We start from the raw sequence: 16,086 nt of genomic DNA, 5'->3' as shown, positions 1-16,086 counted from the left end.
CCCGCCCGGGCCCGGCGCAGCGCGAGGCCGATGGCGCGGCGGCGTCCGAGCCGATGGTCCAGTGCGCCCAGTGCGGCGTGCACCTGCCGCGCGGCGAGGCCATCGGCTGGAACGGCCTGCACTACTGCCGGCGCAGCCATCTGCCGGACGGCTCGGAGATGTCCGGCCACGGCGATACCGACGCGCGCCCATGACCTCGCGCCGCTCGGCCTGGTCCCGCCTGAACGGCTGGCGCGTGCTGGTCGAGCTCTGGCGCCAGCCCGAGCCCCCCGAGTTCCACTGGCGCCTGCTGCGCTATTTCTGCTGGACCCGCGCGGCCGTGGCGCTGCTGCTGGTGGGCTACGTGTGGCTGCCGCTAGAGCGCGCCGCACCGGATGCCGGCGTGGCCGCCGGCGCTGCAGCCACCCTGGCCGCCAATCCGCGCATGGCCGCCGCGCTGCCGGTGGTGCTGCCGTACCTCTGCATCGCCATGGTCACGCTGGTGGGCACGCTGTGGCGCCGCCATTTCCATGTGCGGGTGCGCGTGCAGGTGATGGTCGACCTGGCGCTGCTGGCCGGGATCTTCGCGGTGGTGGGCCGGCTGGGCAGCCACAGCGAGGGGCTCGCCATGATCTTCCTGCTGCCGGCGCTCGAGGCCGGGGCACTGACCAGCCTGATGTTCGCGCTGTTCGCGGCGGCGATGTCGGCGCTGGTGGTGATGGGCCAGCCGTTCGTGCAGACGCTGCTGGTGCGCCAGGCCGATGCCAACCTGCTCGGTTCCGGCCTGTTCGGCCTGGTGTTCATGATCGCCGCGCTGGTGATGTACATGCTCGCCAACCGGCAGATCGCCCAGGAGCAGATTGCGCTGGCGCGCGAGCGCGAGCTGCGTCTGCAGCAGCTGGTGAACCGGCTCATGGTCAACGACATGCAGGACGGCGTGATGCTGGTGCGCGCCAACGGCGTGGTGGTGGCCGCCAACCCCGCCGCCGTGGTGCTGCTGGGCGTGCAGCCGCACGAGCGGATCCGGGAAGGGCAGGTGCGCGCCGGCGAGCGCGACAAGGTGCTGTTCGACCTGCGCCGCATTCCGCGCCTGCAGCCGCTGATGGAAATGCTGCGCGACTGGATCCAGACCAATGACGATGTGCCGCGCATCCTGCAGCTGCTGCCGCTGCCGTCGCGCCCGTCGGCGCTGGGCGGGCCGATGCTGCACACCCGCCTGCGGCTGCGCTTCGTGCTGCCGGGGCTGGCCGGGCTGCGGTCCACGCTGGGCGGGGCCCTGACCACGCCCAGCGCGCTCGATACCGTCGGCTGGAACGACATGTCGCCCGAAGGCGCGGCCCGGCTTCGCCTGGCCATCGCCCAGAACGAGGCCATGGCCTGGAGCCCCGAGGACGAGACGCTGCTGCGCAGCGAGATGCGCGACACGGTGCTGGTCCACATCGAAAGCTGGGAACGGATTGCCGAGCAGGTGCAGCAGGAGAAACTTGCCGGCATGGGCCGGCTGGTGGCCAGCGTGGCGCACCAGATCCGCAACCCGCTCGCGGCCATCAGCCAGGCCAACGAACTGCTGGCCGATTCCGGGGCGGGCGAGGGCAATATCGACGCCCGGCTGCTGCGCATCATCAGCGACAACGTGCGCCGGCTCGACCAGGTGGTGTCCGATGTGCTGCAGCTCTCGCGCCGCCCCCGCACCGGCCACAGCGCGGTGGAGCTGGGCCAGGCGCTGCCCGAGATCGTGGAGCGCTGGCGGCTGGAGATGCGCTCGCGCGGCGGCCCGCGCGCCGACATCAACGTCAATGCGATCCGCCTCGCCGTAGACCTGCAACGCCCGGTGATCTTCGATGCCGCGCAGTTGCAGCAGGTGCTCGGCAACCTGCTCGACAATGCCTGGCGCTATTGCAGCCGGCTGCCCGGCGCCATCCGCCTGCTGGCCCATGCGCTGGACCAGCACCATGCCGAACTGATCGTCTGGAACGACGGCGCCGAGGTCACGCGCGAGCAGCAGCGCAGCCTGTTCGAGCCGTTCTTCACCAGCAACGCGCAGGGCACCGGGCTGGGCCTGTTCATGGCGCGCGAGCTGTGCGGCGCCAATGACGCCCAGGTGCGCTACGGCACCATCGCGCTGGAACCGTTGCTGGAACGCACAGGGCTGCTCGGGCCCGGCGCTCGCGATACACTGCCGGCCAAGGCATTTGTGCTGACGATGCGGATCGAGACGCCCGATGTCGTACCGGCCGCCCCGGCCGCCCAGGCCTGATCCGCCGCCCCCGCAACCCAACCCCCACGCCATGTCCGCCAGACCGCCCGTTCCCGATCCGATACTCGTCATCGACGACGAGGCCGACCTGCGCGAGCTGCTGGACATCTCGCTGCGCCGCATGGGTCACGACGTGGTGATGGCCGGCTCGCTGGCCGAGGCGCGGCTGCGGCTGGCGGAGCGCCGCTACAGCCTGGTGCTGACCGACATGCGGCTGGGCGACGGGCTGGGCATCGAGGTTGTGCGGCAGCTGTCGGCCTCGCCCGAGCGCACGCCGGTGGCCGTGATCACCGCCTACGGCAGCGCCGACAATGCCGTCGATGCGCTCAAGGCCGGCGCGTTCGACTACATCGCCAAGCCGGTCTCGCTCGACCAGCTGCGCACCCTGATCCTGAACGCGCTGGGCCGCCAGCAGCGTAACCCCGCCGAGGGCGGCGCGCGCAGCGCCGAGGCTGCCGAGGCCGCGGAAGCGGCCGACCGCGCCGCCGGACTGCTGCCGGGGCTGTCCCCGGCCATGCAGGAGGTGCGCCGCTCGCTGTCGCGGCTGGCGCGCAGCATGGCGCCGGTGGTGATCAGCGGCGAATCGGGCAGCGGCAAGGAGCGCGCGGCGCGCGCCATCCACGCCGTGAGCGCCCGCGCCGCGCACCCGTTCGTGGCCGTGAACTGCGGCGCGATTCCCGAGACGCTGATGGAGTCGGAATTCTTCGGCTACGTGAAGGGCGCGTTCACGGGCGCCGACGCCGAGCGCGGCGGTTTCTTCCACGCCGCGCACGGCGGCACGCTGCTGCTGGACGAGGTGGCCGACCTGCCGCTGACCATGCAGGTGAAGCTGCTGCGCGCGTTGCAGGAGCGGCGCGTGCGCAAGATCGGCGCCAGTCGGGAAGACACCGTGGACGTGCGCGTGATGTGCGCGAGCCACAAGGATCTGGCCGCGATGGTTGCCGCCGGCTCGTTCCGCCAGGACTTGTACTACCGGCTGAACGTGCTGGAGCTGCGCATGCCGACGCTGCGCGAGCGTGGCGAGGACATTCCGGTGCTGGCGCAGGTCATCCTCGAACACCTGGCCGTGCGCTATGGCGATGCGCGGCCGCGCCGGCTGTCCGGCCCGGCGCTGGCGCGGCTGGCGGCATACCGCTTCCCCGGCAACGTGCGGGAACTCGAAAACCTGCTGGAACGCGCTTACGCCTTCGCCGAATCGGACGAGATCGAGGTAGCGGACCTCGGTCCGCTCGAAGCCGGCGTGGATCGCGCCAGCCCGCTGCAAGGCGCGCCCGCGCCGGTGGCGGCCCTCGTGCCCAACGCCGCGCCGACCGGCTACGAGACCTGGGGCAGCCCCGCATGGTCGGCGGCCAGCCTGACGGCGCCGGAGGCGGCGGGTGGTGCTGCCGAGGCGCCGCAGCCCCTGCCCCAGCCATCCATCGATCCGATGGTCGATGCGCTGCGCGACGTCACGTTCCCAATCGACCTGCCTGCCCGGCTTGAGGCCCTGGAGCGCGAGCTGATCCTGCGCGCGCTGCGCCAGACCGGCTTCAACCGCACCACGGCCGCGCCGCTGCTGGGTTTGAACTTCCGCCAGCTGCGCTACCGGATCCAGCAACTGGAGATCCGCGACGAGCGCGAAGGGCGCGATGGCCGGGAGGGGCGCGACGACAGCGAGTCGATGGCGGAAGGCGAGGGCCGCGAGGGCCGAGATGGCTGACGTGGCCGCAGACTGGCTGCCCGACGCCGACGGCTGGGTGCCGGCCGCGCGCCGCGTGCCATCGCCCAACTTCGACGCCCGCCCCGACGGCATGCCCGTGGACGTGGTGGTGCTGCACAACATCAGCCTGCCGCCGGGCCAGTTCGGCACGGGCGACATCGAGGCCTTCTTCCAGAACCGGCTCGACATCGCCCGCCACCCGTTCTTCGAGACCATCCGCGACGTGCGCGTCTCCGCCCACTTCCTGATCACCCGCGAGGGCGAACTGGTGCAATTTGTGGCGTGTACGCAACGTGCCTGGCACGCCGGCCAATCGGCCTACTGCGGCCGCCAGCGCTGCAATGACTTCTCCATCGGCATCGAGATCGAAGGCGCCGACGACCAGCCCTTCACCCTGGGCCAGTACGACACCGCCGCCCGCATCGTCGCCGCCCTGCGCACGACCTACCCGATCACCGGCATCGCCGGCCACAGCGACATCGCCCCGGGCCGCAAGACCGACCCCGGCCCCCATTTCGACTGGGACCGATTTGCCAGACTGGCCGATGTGACGCCAGCGCTACTGCCGTATCGGCGGGGTTCCTGACCGCCACCCCCTTGTGCACGATGCCTCATATTCAGGCATTCGCCCGCGTGACAGCGATGTGAAATCCCCACACTTGGGCCGCCTATCGGCGACTCGCCCCGATTAAAAAATTTTAGAAAATTTGTGCGGTGGCGCACGGGCCGCCGCCATCCCTTGGCGTAGCGCGGCTTGCGGGAATGTGGCGCTGCCGCACACCTCGTCCGCAGCGGGGCATCAGACTTGTCAAGACTGGTCTTTCCGATTCGTTTCACTATACTTAGCCCAGTTTTTCGCAGTGACCACTATATCTAGTGGTACTACCGGGGAACCGGCCGAGGTGTGAAGCCAGCGCCGCAACGGATTGCGACGCCGGCGCCACAGTAGTGACGCGGCTGGCGGTATCGCAAGAGTCCCTAGCAGAATGAACGCCTGTGCAGTTTGGTTCTCGCCCGGCAAAACCGGTGTCGAGTGTCTTCTGAAGCGCATTTTGCTAGGGACTTTGTCACTTCATTACAAGGGTTAAAACAGGAGTTACCTCATGCAAACGGCCCAGAACGAACAACAAATCACGGGATCGGCTGGCGTTGTCGGCGCCGCCGGTACGTCGCAGCAGACCCCCGCCGCTGCCGCCAACTATCAGGACTACAAGCTCATCCGCCGCAATGGGGCCGTGGTGGCGTTCGAGCCGAACAAGATTGCCGTCGCCGTGACCAAGGCCTTCCTGGCCGTCAACGGCGGCCAGGGCGCTGCCTCCGCGCGTGTGCGCGAGCTGGTGGAGCAGGTCACCCAGAACGTGGTGCGCGCGCTGCTGCGCAGCCGCCCGAATGGCGGCACCTTCCATATCGAAGACGTGCAGGACCACGTGGAACTGGCGCTGATGCGCTCGGGCGAGCATGAAGTGGCCCGTGCCTACGTGCTGTACCGCGAGAAGCGCACCCAGGAGCGCGCGCAGGCCAATGCGCAGACCGTGGCGCGCGTGCAACAGGGCGTGGCGTTCAACGTGACCGACAACGGCGTGACCCGCGTGCTGGACCTGGCCGCGCTGCATGAGCTGATCGACACCGCCTGCAGCGGCCTGGGCAAGGGCGTGAGCGCCGAGCCGATCCTGAAGGAAACGCTCAAGAACCTGTATGACGGCGTGCCGCTGACGCAGGTGTACGACTCCGCCATCCTGGCCGCGCGTACCCTGATCGAGAAGGACCCGGACTACAGCCAGGTCACCGCGCGCATCCTGCTGCACACGATCCGCAAGGAAATCCTCGGCGGCGAAGTGACGCAGGCCGAAATGTCCTCGCGCTACGCCGAGTACTTCCCGAAATTCATCGCCCGCGGTATCGCCGCCGAGCTGCTGGACGAGAAGCTGGCCACGTATGACCTGGCCCGCCTGGGCGCCGCGCTGGACGCCTCGCGCGACTTCCAGTTCAACTACCTCGGCCTGCAGACGCTGTACGACCGCTACTTCCTGCATATCGAAGAGCAGCGCATCGAAATGCCGCAGGCCTTCTTCATGCGCGTGGCCATGGGCCTGGCGCTGGAAGAGCGCGACCGCGAAGCCCGCGCCATCGAGTTCTACCAGCTGCTGTCGTCGTTCGACTTCATGTCGTCCACGCCCACGCTGTTCAACTCGGGCACGCGCCGCTCGCAGCTCTCGTCGTGCTACCTGACCACGGTGTCGGACGACCTGGAAGGCATCTACGAAGCCCTCAAGGAAAACGCGCTGCTGTCGAAGTTCGCCGGCGGCCTGGGCAACGACTGGACCAACGTGCGCGCGCTGGGCTCCCACATCAAGGGCACCAACGGCAAGAGCCAGGGCGTGGTGCCGTTCCTGAAGGTGGTGAACGACACGGCCGTGGCCGTGAACCAGGGCGGCAAGCGCAAGGGCGCGGTCTGCGCCTACCTGGAGACGTGGCACCTGGACATCGAGGAATTCCTCGAACTGCGCAAGAACACCGGCGACGACCGCCGCCGCACCCACGACATGAACACGGCCAACTGGATTCCGGACCTGTTCATGAAGCGCGTGATGGAAAACGCCGAATGGACGCTGTTCTCGCCCGCCACCTGCCCGGACCTGCACGACAAGGTCGGCAAGGCGTTCGAGCAGGCCTACCTGGGCTATGAAGCCCGCGCCGCCAGCGGCGAACTGAAGCTGTTCAAGAAGGTGCCGGCCGTGCAGCTCTGGCGCAAGATGCTGGGCATGCTGTTCGAGACGGGCCATCCGTGGATCACGTTCAAGGACCCGTGCAACATCCGCAGCCCGCAGCAGCACGTGGGCGTGGTGCACAGCTCCAACCTGTGCACGGAAATCACGCTGAACACGAACGAGAGCGAAATCGCCGTGTGCAACCTGGGTTCGGTGAACCTGGTGGCCCACCTGAAGCAGCAGGCCGACGGCACCCACGTGCTCGACCACGCCAAGCTCCAGAAGACCATCCGCACCGCCATGCGCATGCTCGACAACGTGATCGACATCAACTACTACGCGGTGGAGAAGGCGCGCAATTCGAACCTGCGCCACCGCCCGGTGGGCATGGGCATCATGGGCTTCCAGGACTGCCTGCACGTGCTGCGCACGCCGTACGCCAGCGACGCCGCGGTGAAGTTCGCCGATACGTCGATGGAAGCGGTCTGCTACTACGCCTACGAGGCATCGAACGAACTGGCGCAGGAACGTGGCCGCTACAGCACCTACGAGGGTTCGCTGTGGGACCGTGGCATCCTGCCGCAGGACTCGCTCAAGCTGCTGGCCGAAGAGCGCGGCGGCTACCTCGAGGTGGACATGTCCTCGTCGATGGACTGGGACAGCCTGCGCGCCCGCATCAAGCAGCACGGCATGCGTAACTCGAACTGCATCGCGATCGCCCCGACCGCGACCATTTCGAACATCATCGGCGTGTCCGCCTGCATCGAACCGACCTTCCAGAACCTGTACGTGAAGTCGAACCTCTCGGGCGAATTCACGGTGGTCAACGACTACCTGGTGCGCGACCTCAAGGCGCGCGGCCTGTGGGACGAAGTGATGGTGGCGGACCTGAAGTACTTCGACGGTTCGCTGGCCCGCATCGACCGCATTCCGCAAGACCTGCGCGACATCTACGCCACGGCCTTCGAGGTGGAGCCGAGCTGGCTGGTGGAGGCCGCAAGCCGCCGCCAGAAGTGGATCGACCAGGCCCAGTCGCTGAACATCTACATGGCTGGCGCGTCGGGCAAGAAGCTGGACGATACCTACAAGCAAGCCTGGCTGCGCGGCCTGAAGACCACGTACTACCTGCGCACGATGGCGGCCACGCACGTGGAGAAGTCCACGGTGTCGCGCGGCTCGCTGAACGCGGTGTCGTCGGGCAGCGACGGTGGCGTGTCGGCGCTGGAAGCCGCCGCCGCCTCGGCGCCGGCCATGCCGGAAGCCGAAGGCGCGGTCTGCACCATGCGCCCGGGCGACCCCGGCTTCGACGAGTGCGAAGCCTGCCAGTAAGCAAGACGTAACAAGCCCCCCAACGGTTTGCACCCCTCGCCCGCTCGCGGGAGAGGGGCCGGGGGAGAGGGCCGGCGCCCCATGACGCGGGCGCCAGTGCTGGCCAACGCCAGCCATCGACGAACAACGGAGAAATAACATGCTGAGCTGGGACGACGACGTTCAAGCCAAGCCGCAGGCTGCCCCGCAGCCCGCGCTGCAACCTGCCACCCTGGCCGCCGCTGACGAGCAGGGCGCGCTGCCGCCGGCCGCCACGCAGCCGGGCATCCTGGGCAACAACCCGAACGCCGCCGCCGTACAGAGCGAGCGCCGCGTGAACGCCGCCGACAAGCGCGTGATCAACGGTTCCACCGACGTGAACCAGCTGGTGCCGTTCAAGTACAAGTGGGCGTGGGAGAAGTACCTGGCCGGCTGCGCCAACCACTGGATGCCGCAGGAAATCAACATGTCGCGCGACATCGCCCTGTGGAAGGACCCCAATGGTCTGACCGAGGACGAGCGCCGCGTCATCAAGCGCAACCTGGGCTTCTTCGTCACGGCCGACTCGCTGGCTGCGAACAACATCGTGCTGGGCACCTACCGCCAGATCACGGCGCCGGAATGCCGCCAGTACCTGCTGCGCCAGGCCTTCGAGGAGGCCATCCACACGCACGCCTACCAGTACATCGTGGAGTCGCTGGGCCTGAACGAGGCCGAGATCTTCAACGCGTACCACGAGGTGAAGTCGATCCGCGACAAGGACGAGTTCCTGATCCCGTTCATCGACACGCTGACCGATCCGTCGTTCAAGACCGGCACGCCCGAGAACGACCAGAAGCTGCTCAAGAGCCTGATCGTGTTCGCCTGCATCATGGAAGGCCTGTTCTTCTACGTGGGCTTCACGCAGATCCTGGCGATGGGCCGCCAGAACAAGATGACCGGCGCCGCCGAGCAGTACCAGTACATCCTGCGCGACGAGTCGCTGCACTGCAACTTCGGCATCGACCTGATCAACCAGATCAAGCTTGAGAACCCGCACCTGTGGACGGCCGACTTCAAGGCCGAGATCACGGAGCTGTTCAAGCAGGCCGTGGATCTGGAATACCGCTACGCCGAAGACACCATGCCGCGCGGCGTGCTGGGCCTGAACGCGCCGATGTTCAAGTCGTACCTGCGCTTCATCTGCAACCGCCGCTGCCAGCAGATCGGCCTGGAGCAGCTGTTCCCGAACGAGGAAAACCCGTTCCCGTGGATGAGCGAGATGATCGACCTGAAGAAGGAGCGCAACTTCTTCGAGACGCGCGTGATCGAGTACCAGACCGGCGGGGCGCTGTCCTGGGATTGAGGCGGCGACAGCAGGCTGCCGGCCCCGGCAGCCGCTGAAACCGGCAGAACCCGTGAACAGGCGATGCGAGAGCATCGCCTGTTTGCTTTCAGGCAGGCGTGATCTCCTCCACCACGCCGTTCACTTTCACCCGTACCTTGTGCTTGTTGGGCGCCCGGTCCGCCACGACCGAATAGTTCACGACCGTGCCGTTGACCCATGAACACCCGACGAGGTAGCCGCCACGCGCGCGCAGACCGCTGAAGGAACCGCGTGCCCCCCAGGCGGCCGGGCAGGCCGGCAGCAGCTCGATCATGTCGCTGTGGCTCTGGAGCAGCATTTCCGTGACCCCGGCGCCGAAGCCGAAATTCCCGTCGATCTGGAACGGGGGATGGTTGCAGAACAGGTTCGTCAGCGTGTTGTAGGTCAGCAATCCCTGCACCATGACCAGCGCGCGCTCGCCATCCAGCAGGCGGGCGAACAGCGCGCAGCGCCACGGCCAGGTCCAGGAACGCCGGCTATCGCCCGTGACGGATGCCGGCGTGAACGGGATGTCCCCCAAGTCGCCGCACCGCGCCCGCAGCGATACCATCGCCGCCGCCGCGAACGCCGGGCTCGTGTCCGGCGTGATCTGGCGGCCCGGATAGACCGCGAACAGGTGCGAGGTGTGCCGGTGCCTGTCTGCGGGATTGTCGATATCTTCCTGCCACTCCTGCAGCTGATTCCAGCGGCCGATCAGGTTCGGCGCGAGCTGGTCCTGCAACACCTGCACGGTGGCGCGGTAGCCGGGATCGAGATCGAGAATGTCCTCGGCTTCCAGGTAGTTCTGGAACAGGTCCCAGATGATCTGCTGGTCGTACATCACGCCATCCTCGTGCGGCCCGTGTTCGGGCGACCAGCCGTCCGGCGAGACCAGCTTGCCATCCGCGCGCCGCTTCAGCCGGTGCTCCCAGAACGTGCATACCTCCTTGATCATCGGATAGGCCGTGTCGCGCAGATAATCCCGGTCCTGCGTGAAATGGAACCGCTCCATGAAATGCTGCATATACCAGGCGCTGGCAACGGTATTCCAGTCCCAGCCGTTGCCGCCGAAAATGCTCTGGGAGGTGCGCGCGGTCCAGCCGGGCACCGTGGCGCCGTACGCCTTGCGCGAGGCTTCGCGGCAGGATTCCACGGCATCGACCACGAAGTCGATCAGGGGCTGATGGCATTCGCTGAGGTTCGTGACCTCGGCATGCCAGTAGTTCATCTGCACATTGATATTGTTGTGATAATCGCCGCCCCAGGCCGGGGTGTTCGAGTTATTCCACAAGCCTTGCAGGTTGGCGGGCAGTCCGCCGGCGCGCGAGGCGCTCGCCAGCAGGTAGCGCCCGAAGTGGAACAGGGTCTGCTCCAGTTCCGGATCGTCGAAGCTGGCCCGATAAGCCGCCAGCCGCCGGTCGATCGCCCACTTCCTGATATGCGGCGCGCTCTGGCCCCAATCCACCGCCACCCGGGACATCAGGGGCGAGAAATCGTCGATGTGACGTTTTCGCAATGCCGCGAAACCGGCCTGCTCGGCGGCCTGGAGCGTCTGGTTGATGACGGCCGGGAGATTGTGGTGCGTGCGCCAGCCATGCTCGCGCGACGGCAGGTAGTTCGTCCGCGCATCGAGGAACAGCGTGACGGCGTCGCAGCCGACAAGGCGCAGCGAATTCCCCTGCATGACCAACGTGCCGCCCTGATGCAGCAGGCGCACGCCGGCGGCATGGTGGAGATCGTTCTTCAGCACGCCGGCGAAGCTGACCTGGTGCCCATGTTCGACATTGGCCGTGGCGCCGTGCGCGGATTGCAGGGTCAGTGACCCCGTGAGCCCGGCTGGCAGGGCGGAGGTGTAGTGGAACACCAATACGTCGTCGGCATGGCTGGCGAACGCTTCGCGCGTCACCAGATTCCCGTCGGCCATGAACCGCGTGGTATGAATTCCGGTGCTGGTGTCGAGCAGGCGCCGATAATTGGCGATGGTCCGATACGCCGCCTCCGTTGCCGCATCGCCCGATAATCCGATCTCCGCCACCTGAAAATGGGTCACCCCCGGCGTCGGCGTAAAGGCAAACCGATAGTAGCGGTAGGCGCTGGTATTGCCGATCGGGAACGTCCTGGTTTGCCGGCGATGCTCGAATGGCTCGTCGAGATGCTGGGTATCGAGCACGGTCCATGCCGCGCCATCGGCGGACGCCGACAGGGTCCATTGCCGGGGATCGCGGTCCGGCACGTCATTGGCGCTCGTGAGGGAATATTCCGTCACCACGGCCGGCTGCGGAAAATGCGCCTGCCATTCGACGGCTTCCGTCGGAGATTCCACGCACCATTTCGTCCCGTGGTCCTTGTCCCAGGTGCGCGAGACATCCTGGTTGCCAGTTGACGACCCGTCGCCGTCGCCGCTGGGCGAGGAAATGAACAGTCGGAGAGGCGGCACGAGATCGACGCCGTCGAGCGATATTTCGGCAACCTGGAAGTGGGTTGCCCCGGGCGGCGGCACGAAGGTGAACCGGTACAGCAGGAATTCCTGCACGTTCTCGAACGGAAACGTCTGTGTCTGCCTGCGCGATTCAAACGGGATGCCCGGGTTGCGGGCGTCCAGGAGCGTCCAGGTCTCGCCATCGTGGGAACCGTGGAGGATCCATTCCTGGGGGTCCCGCTCCGGCCGGTCATTGGCGCTGGTGAGGCTGTAGGCGGTGATCCGCCGGGGCAACGGCAGCTGCGCCTGCCACATGACAGACGTGCCCGGGCCGGCGACACACCATTTGGTGTTCGGATTGGCATCGACCGAACTGCTGACGCCCTCGTTGCCCGCCATGGTCCCATGGGCCTGTGGGAACGTCACGACCGGGTCCGTGCCGAACGCCACGTTGATCTCGCCGAAGTCGAGATAGCTGCCGAAACCCAGCTCGCCGGTATCGTAGTTGCTGCTGTCGTAGTCGTTCACCCCGCCCCAGAGGCTTTGCTCGTTGAACTGGATACGCTCGTTGCCGGTATCCCCGAACAGCATGGCGCCGGCGCGGCCATTGCCAATCGGCAGGGCTTCCGACTCCCACCGGGTGGCGGGCGTATCGAACCAGATGGCGCGCGGCCCGGGCGGGCTGGCTCGCAGGTTGCTGAGATCGGACATGGATCCTCCTTGCGGAAAGGGATCGACTGGCACCTCGCCATCGATTCCACTGGGACCTTCAGTGTCCGCATCGCCCGGCCCCGCACAATGGATCACGCGGGCCACGGCCGCCCGCCGAATTTTTCAGAATCGGCTCACATACCCGGGCTGGAATGCTCCCTACCATCGTCGACAGAAAGGTTCGCTTTCCCTGTCCGATGGACGTTCCAACTAGGAGTTTTCCGATGCAAGCCGTGGTTCTGCACCGCCTGGGCGATATTCCGCGCTTCGAGTCCTTCCCCGACCCCGACACCACGCACTGCGAGCGGCTGGTGGGGGTGAGTGCCGCCGCCATCCATGCAATCGACCGGCAGGCCGCCGCCGGGATGCACGCCAGCAGCCCGCTCACGCTGCCGGTGGTCTGCGGGGTGGATGGCGTCGGCCATACAGCCGGTGGCGAGCGCGTCTATTTCAGCATCACGCGGCGGCCGTTCGGCGCCATGGCCGAGTTCGCGCCGGCGGACTGGGTTGTACCGCTGCCGGCGGGCCTGCCGGGCGAGTTCGCGGCGGCGCTGGTGCGGCCGGCGCTGCTGGCGTGGCTGCCGCTGGCGCACCGCGCCGAACTGGAGCCCGGCGAGACGGTGATGGTGCTCGGCGCCACCACGGCGGCGGGGCGCATGGCGGTCCAGGCGGCGCGGCTGCTAGGCGCCAAGCGGATCATCGCCGCCGGGCACCGCCAGGAGGCACTGGCCACGCTGGAGGCGGATGCCACGGTCGACCTGCGCATGCCGCGCAACGCGCTTGAACACACGTTCTCGGCCTATGCGGAGGAGGGGATCGACGTGATCCTGGACTACATCTGGGGGGAGCCGGTGGAGGTGCTGGCGGCTGCGCTGGCCCGCTCGGACCACACCATGCCGTCTCCCGACGATCGCGGCGTGCGGCTGGTCTCGGTGTCCGAGCGGCCCGGGGGCGACATCGTCCTGCCCGCCCAGTCGCTGCGCGACTCGCGACTCAGGCTGATGGGCTACGGGCCGGCCAGCTATCCGCCGGAGGACTATGTGAAAGCCTACGTCGAGGACATCCTCATGTACGCACTGGATGGCGACCTGCGCCTCGACCTGGAAACCATGCCGATGGCCGAGGTGGCCGAGGCATGGGAGCGGGCGGGGCGGCAGGACCGGCGCATCGTGCTGACGCTGGACGAGCGCGAGGCTTGAGGGTGAGGGCCAGCGCTGCCCGGGGCAGGAGGCCGCCCCAGGCCCCTCCAGGCTGGCTTCAGGCTGCCTTTATGGGCCTTCAGGCGGCCTTGCGTACCTCGGGCTGGCTGGCGCCGCCGTCGGCCTTGCGTTCACCGCCGAGCGCGTCGGTCAGGTCGCCCAGCAGGCCGGCCAGCTCGCCAGCCATCAGCGCGAAGTCAGCGTCGAAGCGCTCGGCTTCGTCATGCAGGGTGCCGTCGGCCTGTTCCTTGATCACGTCCAGCGGCGCCACGCGCTTGACCGCCAGGTTCTCGGTCAGCACGAAGGAGACGCGGTCGTTCCACGTCATGGCCAGCCGCGTGCAGCGCTTGCCGGCGGCGATATGGCGGCGCAGATCCTCAGGGTCGAGCGGATGGCGCACGTAACGCACCGTGGCCTTGGACTCGGCGCTCGATTGCAGCTCGATTTCCTGGTCCACGGTGAAGCCTGGGGGCGCGGTGTCCGTGGACAGCCATTCGGTCATGGCCGCCACCGGCGACTGGTTCACGTGCAGGCCCGTCACCGGCAGCGGATCGATGGCCTTGAACAGCATGCCGCGCACTTCGTCGGCCTTGGCCGTGGCGGCGGCATCGATGGCCAGCCAGCCATTCACGGGGTCGATCCAGACCCGGGTATCGCGGCGGATGCTGAAGGCGCGCGGCAGCAGTTCCTCGGTGATCTGTTCCTTCAGTTCCTTGAGCTGCTTGCGGCCCGGCTTGAAGCCCTGTTGCTCCTCCAGCTCGGTGGCGCGCGCCTTGGTCACCTGGTTGACCACGGTGGCCGGCAGCAGCTTCTTTTCGGTACGGAGCACCAGCAGCATCTGCTTGTTGACGCAGTGCACAAGCTGGCCGTTGTCGCGCGGGGATGCCCAGCCCTGGGTCTGCGGCTCCAGGCTGGTGCCCGGGAAGAAGGCGTGTTTCGCCAGGCTGGCCTCTACGTCTTCGGCGCTGAGGGTCCACGGGGCGGTGAAGCGATGAATCTGGAGATTCTTAAACCACATGAGAATTCGGCCACGAGAACGGAAAGGGTCGAATTCTATCTGGTTGAGCGGGCGGTGCCGAGAAATGGCGGGAAATGGGACGGGAAACGGGACGTGAAATGGCGGGGCAAGAAAAAGGCGCGCACGGCGCGGAGGTCAGCCCCTCCGCGTCAGTGCGCGCCATGCTGCAATCTCAAATATCGAGCTTAGAGATCTTGGTGCCTTCGAGGCTCAGGCCGGCCATCAGGCCCGCGTTGGTCATGGCGAAGCCGACAATCGGATGCTGGGCCGTGTTGGTGTCCAGCTGGCCGTTGGCGCCGATCGTGGCCAGGGCCACGGTGGCATCGGCCCCGACCTGCCAGCCGTTGCTGCGCACGAACTTGTCGTACGAATCCTGGGTCAGGAACATCAGCACGAAGGCCTTGGACTGGGCGCCGATCTGCCAGCCGATGGAGCCCGAGATGGCACGGTAGTAGCCACGATTGGCGCCGCCGGAGCGCAGCACCCCATCGCCATACTCGCCGCCCACGACGAAGCCTGCCGACAGCAGTTTCGGGAAAACCAGGATGCCGCGTGCCTTGTTGCCAAGATCCTGCGACCCCTTGACCGTGGAATACAGCCGATTCAGCGTGTCCGTGGCGCCGGCGTCAATCTCGCGCCGTTTGGCGGTCTTGTCGCCCGTGTCGCCCGGGCCCGTGGTAGTACAGCCGGCGAGCGAGAGCGCGCCAAGGGACAGACCGGAAACCGTGACAAGACCGGCACCGCCAGCGGACAGGAAGGTTCGACGTTTCATTATTTCCTCCAGGAGGGTGGTGTGTTGCAACCGCCTCTAAAGCATAGGCGTCAAGCGCACATTGGCAAATGCGATTTTGTCTGACACTGGGCAGGAGAGACTCTGACACGCGGTCTGACATACTTTCTTGCAAATGCGCCAGCGCACTTTAGGAACCGCCCGCCCGTGTGGGCGGTCTGTCGAGCATGAAAAAGACATTTGCCCCCCTCTCTCCCTTCATTTCCCTGGGCTCGATCGTGCCCGTGGTGCTGCTGGCGGCGTGCGCCTCCCCGGCCTCCGTGGAAACCCCGAGCCAGAAGCAGGAAGTCGCCACGCTGAACTCAGGCTGGCAGGCCGAACGCGCCAAGTACATGGAATGCGTGCAGGACAAGGCCGACGACGGCGCGAAAGGGAAGGGCACCTCGAAGGACGTGGCCGCCGGCGCCATCGACGCCTGCAAGGCGCAGCTCGGCGTGATGCACGACGCCTTCCAGTCCTATCTCTCGGCCCAGATGAGCTCGGCGCACGGCCAGACCAGCGCCCGGCAGGCCGCCGACCGCGTGACCACCGACACCCGCGAGAAGGCGCGCACCTACCTGACACGCTACGTGGAAGTGGAGCGCTACAAGGCCAGCCAGCGCTGATCGGCCCGGATCGGCCCGGATCGGGGCCGATTCACGCCCCCTCTATAT

General features: G+C 67.2%; 11 protein-coding genes. 8 read left to right on the top strand and 3 right to left on the bottom strand.

What is annotated here, in order from left to right:
- The 6 genes from KHO18_RS18045 to KHO18_RS18020 all read left to right on the top strand — a co-directional run.
- Positions 1-194: PP0621 family protein (locus KHO18_RS18045; protein WP_280527765.1), on the top strand; the 194-nt coding region annotated here is incomplete at its 5' end.
- On the top strand, positions 191-2,236 hold the full coding sequence (locus KHO18_RS18040) for a sensor histidine kinase (RefSeq protein ID WP_144201318.1): 2,046 nt from the start codon (positions 191-193) through the stop codon (positions 2,234-2,236). The genes KHO18_RS18045 and KHO18_RS18040, both read left to right, overlap by 4 nt.
- A gap of 31 nt (positions 2,237-2,267) precedes the next feature.
- A complete protein-coding gene (locus tag KHO18_RS18035) occupies positions 2,268-3,935 on the top strand; it encodes a sigma-54-dependent transcriptional regulator (RefSeq protein WP_211943651.1) in 1,668 nt (555 codons plus the stop codon).
- On the top strand, positions 3,928-4,521 hold the full coding sequence (gene ampD, locus KHO18_RS18030; RefSeq protein ID WP_144201322.1) for a 1,6-anhydro-N-acetylmuramyl-L-alanine amidase AmpD: 594 nt from the start codon (positions 3,928-3,930) through the stop codon (positions 4,519-4,521). The genes KHO18_RS18035 and ampD overlap by 8 nt, the downstream gene beginning before the upstream one ends.
- Positions 4,522-5,038: 517 nt before the next feature.
- Positions 5,039-7,972, top strand: coding sequence for a ribonucleoside-diphosphate reductase subunit alpha (locus KHO18_RS18025; RefSeq protein WP_144201324.1), 2,934 nt, complete (start codon positions 5,039-5,041; stop codon positions 7,970-7,972).
- A 139-nt stretch (positions 7,973-8,111) separates the two neighbouring features.
- The gene (locus tag KHO18_RS18020; protein WP_144201326.1) at positions 8,112-9,296 is read left to right on the top strand and encodes a ribonucleotide-diphosphate reductase subunit beta; all 1,185 of its coding nucleotides are present in this window, start codon (positions 8,112-8,114) and stop codon (positions 9,294-9,296) included.
- A gap of 88 nt (positions 9,297-9,384) precedes the next feature.
- Here the strand turns inward: KHO18_RS18020 and KHO18_RS18015 are convergent, their stop codons facing one another.
- Positions 9,385-12,426, bottom strand: coding sequence for a glycosyl hydrolase family 95 catalytic domain-containing protein (locus KHO18_RS18015; RefSeq protein ID WP_211943650.1), 3,042 nt, complete (start codon positions 12,424-12,426; stop codon positions 9,385-9,387).
- Between the two features lie 224 nt (positions 12,427-12,650).
- Between KHO18_RS18015 and KHO18_RS18010 the strand changes: the two genes are divergently transcribed.
- Positions 12,651-13,625: an MDR/zinc-dependent alcohol dehydrogenase-like family protein gene (locus tag KHO18_RS18010; RefSeq protein WP_211943649.1), complete on the top strand. Its 975-nt coding sequence runs from the start codon at positions 12,651-12,653 to the stop codon at positions 13,623-13,625.
- A 79-nt stretch (positions 13,626-13,704) separates the two neighbouring features.
- On the opposite strand, the gene KHO18_RS18005 is transcribed toward KHO18_RS18010, so the two are convergent.
- Both KHO18_RS18005 and KHO18_RS18000 read right to left on the bottom strand, forming a co-directional pair.
- On the bottom strand, positions 13,705-14,643 hold the full coding sequence (locus KHO18_RS18005; RefSeq protein ID WP_211943648.1) for a recombination-associated protein RdgC: 939 nt from the start codon (positions 14,641-14,643) through the stop codon (positions 13,705-13,707).
- 172 nt (positions 14,644-14,815) lie between these two features.
- Positions 14,816-15,415: a BPSL1445 family SYLF domain-containing lipoprotein gene (locus KHO18_RS18000; RefSeq protein ID WP_144201334.1), complete on the bottom strand. Its 600-nt coding sequence runs from the start codon at positions 15,413-15,415 to the stop codon at positions 14,816-14,818.
- Between the two features lie 185 nt (positions 15,416-15,600).
- Between KHO18_RS18000 and KHO18_RS17995 the strand changes: the two genes are divergently transcribed.
- Entirely contained in the window at positions 15,601-16,038 is a 438-nt protein-coding gene (locus tag KHO18_RS17995; RefSeq protein WP_144201336.1) for a hypothetical protein, read from the top strand.
- Positions 16,039-16,086: the final 48 nt, after the last annotated feature.

It is taken from the genome of Cupriavidus campinensis, assembly GCF_905397395.1.
Lineage (GTDB): Bacteria > Pseudomonadota > Gammaproteobacteria > Burkholderiales > Burkholderiaceae > Cupriavidus > Cupriavidus campinensis.
Note: the sequence above shows the minus strand (reverse complement) of the source record. Positions and strands in the feature narration are given on the sequence as shown.

What these genes read in the sequence shown, in the direction of transcription:
- KHO18_RS18040 (WP_144201318.1), top strand. Translation starts at nt 191, where the DNA reads ATGACCTCGCGCCGCTCGGCCTGGTCCCGCCTGAACGGCTGGCGCGTG.
- KHO18_RS18035 (WP_211943651.1), top strand. Translation starts at nt 2,268, where the DNA reads ATGTCCGCCAGACCGCCCGTTCCCGATCCGATACTCGTCATCGACGAC.
- ampD (WP_144201322.1), top strand. Translation starts at nt 3,928, where the DNA reads ATGGCTGACGTGGCCGCAGACTGGCTGCCCGACGCCGACGGCTGGGTG.
- KHO18_RS18025 (WP_144201324.1), top strand. Translation starts at nt 5,039, where the DNA reads ATGCAAACGGCCCAGAACGAACAACAAATCACGGGATCGGCTGGCGTT.
- KHO18_RS18020 (WP_144201326.1), top strand. Translation starts at nt 8,112, where the DNA reads ATGCTGAGCTGGGACGACGACGTTCAAGCCAAGCCGCAGGCTGCCCCG.
- KHO18_RS18015 (WP_211943650.1), bottom strand. Translation starts at nt 12,426, where the DNA reads ATGTCCGATCTCAGCAACCTGCGAGCCAGCCCGCCCGGGCCGCGCGCC.
- KHO18_RS18010 (WP_211943649.1), top strand. Translation starts at nt 12,651, where the DNA reads ATGCAAGCCGTGGTTCTGCACCGCCTGGGCGATATTCCGCGCTTCGAG.
- KHO18_RS18005 (WP_211943648.1), bottom strand. Translation starts at nt 14,643, where the DNA reads ATGTGGTTTAAGAATCTCCAGATTCATCGCTTCACCGCCCCGTGGACC.
- KHO18_RS18000 (WP_144201334.1), bottom strand. Translation starts at nt 15,415, where the DNA reads ATGAAACGTCGAACCTTCCTGTCCGCTGGCGGTGCCGGTCTTGTCACG.
- KHO18_RS17995 (WP_144201336.1), top strand. Translation starts at nt 15,601, where the DNA reads ATGAAAAAGACATTTGCCCCCCTCTCTCCCTTCATTTCCCTGGGCTCG.